We start from the raw sequence: 2,835 nt of genomic DNA on the forward strand, positions 1-2,835 counted from the left end.
ACGGACATCGACGGCCATGCGAACAACGGTTCGGGTGTTGTGATCAACGGCGATTCGGACGTGACCGACAAGGGCACGCTGAACATCGACGGCAATTCGTCGACGAACGGCTCCGGCGTGGTCATCAACGGCGACACGAACGTGTCGGGCAATGGTTCGACCGACATCAACGGCAATGCGGCCAATGGTTCGGGCGTGGTCATCAACGGCGACACGAGCGTGATCGAGAACGGTTCGCTGAACATCGACGGCAACTCGTCGAAGAATGGCAATGGCGTGGTCGTGAACGGCGATGTGGACACGGACAGCGGTTCGACCAACATCTCGGGCAATGCTGCGAACGGCGACGGCGTGGTCATCAATGGTGACACGAACACGACAAACAACGGCTCGCTGAACATCGACGGCAATTCGTCGACGAATGGCGACGGCGTTGTGATCAACGGCGATGTGAATACCGACGGCCACAGCTCGACGGACATCAATGGCGAAGCCAACAACGGCAACGGCGTGGTGATCGACGGCAACACGAGCACGTCCAACGACAGTTCGCTGAACATCGACGGTAACTCGGCGACGAACGGCGACGGCGTTGTGATCAACGGCGATGTGAACACCGACGGCAACAGCTCTACGGACATCAATGGCGAAGCCAACAACGGCAGCGGCGTGGTGATCGACGGCAACACGTCGACGACTGACAACAGCTCGCTGAACATCGACGGTAACTCGGCGACGAACGGCGACGGCGTTGTGATCAACGGCGATGTGAACACCGACGGCAACAGCTCGACGGACATCAACGGTGAAGCCAACAACGGCGACGGCGTGGTGATCGACGGCAACACGAGCACGTCCAACGACAGTTCGTTGAACATCGACGGTAACTCGTCGAATAACGGCGACGGCGTGATCGTCAACGGCGATGTGAACACCGACGGCAACAGCTCGACGGACATCAACGGTGATGCCAACAACGGCAACGGCGTGGTGATCGACGGCAACACGAGCACGTCCGACAACAGCTCGCTGAACATCGACGGCAATTCGTCGACGAACGGCGACGGCGTGATCGTCAACGGCGATGTGAACACCGACGGCAACAGCGCGACGGACATCAACGGCGATGCGAACAACGGCAACGGCGTGGTGATCGACGGCAACACGAGCACGTCCAACGACAGCTCGCTGAATATCGACGGCAACTCGGCGACGAATGGCGACGGCGTGATCGTCAACGGCGATGTGAACACGGACGGCAATAGCTCGACGGACATCAACGGCGAAGCCAACAACGGCAACGGCGTGGTGATCGACGGCAACACGAGCACGTCCAACGACAGCTCGCTGAACATCGACGGCAACTCGGCGACGAACGGCGATGGCGTGATCGTCAACGGTGACGTGAACACCGACGGCAACAGCTCGACGGACATCAACGGCGAAGCCAACAACGGCAACGGCGTGGTGATCGACGGCAACACGAGCACGTCCAACGGCAGTTCGTTGAACATCGACGGCAACTCGTCGAACAACGGCGACGGCGTGATCGTCAACGGCGATGTGAACACCGACGGCAATAGCTCGACGGACATCAATGGCGAAGCCAACAACGGCAACGGCGTGGTGATCGACGGCAACACGTCGACGACCGACAACAGCTCGCTGAACATCGACGGCAATTCGGCGACGAATGGCGACGGCGTGATCGTCAACGGCGATGTGAATACCGACGGCAACAGCTCGACGGACATCAACGGTGATGCCAACAACGGCAATGGCGTGGTGATCGACGGCAACACGAGCACGTCCAACGGCAGTTCGTTGAACATCGACGGCAACTCGTCGAATAACGGCGACGGCGTGATCGTCAACGGCGATGTGAACACCGACGGCAACAGCTCGACGGACATCAACGGCGAAGCCAACAACGGCAACGGCGTGGTGATCGACGGCAACACGTCGACGACGGACAACAGCTCGCTGAACATCGACGGCAACTCGTCGAAAAACGGCGACGGCGTGATCGTCAACGGCGATGTGAACACCGACAGCAACAGCTCGACGGACATCAACGGCGAAGCCAACAACGGCGACGGCGTGGTGATCGACGGCAACACGTCGACGACGGATAACAGCTCGCTGAACATCGACGGCAACTCAGCGACGAACGGTGACGGCGTGATCGTCAACGGTGACGTGAACACCGACGGCAACAGCTCGACGGATATCAATGGCGAAGCCAACAACGGCAACGGCGTGGTGATCGACGGCAACACGAGCACGTCCAACGACAGCTCGCTGAACATCGACGGTAACTCGGCGACGAACGGCGATGGCGTGATCGTCAACGGTGACGTGAACACCGACGGCAACAGCTCGACGGACATCAACGGCGAAGCCAACAACGGCAACGGCGTAGTGATCGACGGCAACACGAGCACGTCCAACGACAGCTCGCTGAACATCGACGGTAACTCGGCGACGAACGGCGACGGCGTGATCGTCAACGGCGATGTGAACACCGACGGCAACAGCTCGACGGATATCAACGGCGAAGCCAACAACGGCAACGGCGTCATCATCAACGGTGATACGAACACCAACAATGACAGCTCGCTGAACGTTGACGGTAATTCGGACTCGGGCAACGGTGTCGTGATCAACGGCGACGTGAACACGGACAACAACAGCTCGACGGACATCAACGGTGATTCGAACACCGGCGACGGCGTGATCATCAACGGTGATACGAACACCAACAATGACAGCTCGCTGAACGTTGACGGTAATTCGGACTCGGGCAACGGTGTCGTGATCAACGGCGACGTGAAC

Annotated in this window: 1 protein-coding gene; it reads left to right on the forward strand. The window is 59.4% G+C overall.

Annotated elements, in window-relative coordinates:
• Nucleotides 1-2,835: S-layer family protein (locus tag QCE49_RS19830; RefSeq protein ID WP_309806328.1), on the forward strand; the 2,835-nt coding region annotated here is incomplete at both ends.

It is taken from the genome of Caballeronia sp. LZ008, assembly GCF_031451435.1.
In the GTDB taxonomy this organism is placed as follows: Bacteria; Pseudomonadota; Gammaproteobacteria; order Burkholderiales; family Burkholderiaceae; genus Caballeronia; species Caballeronia zhejiangensis.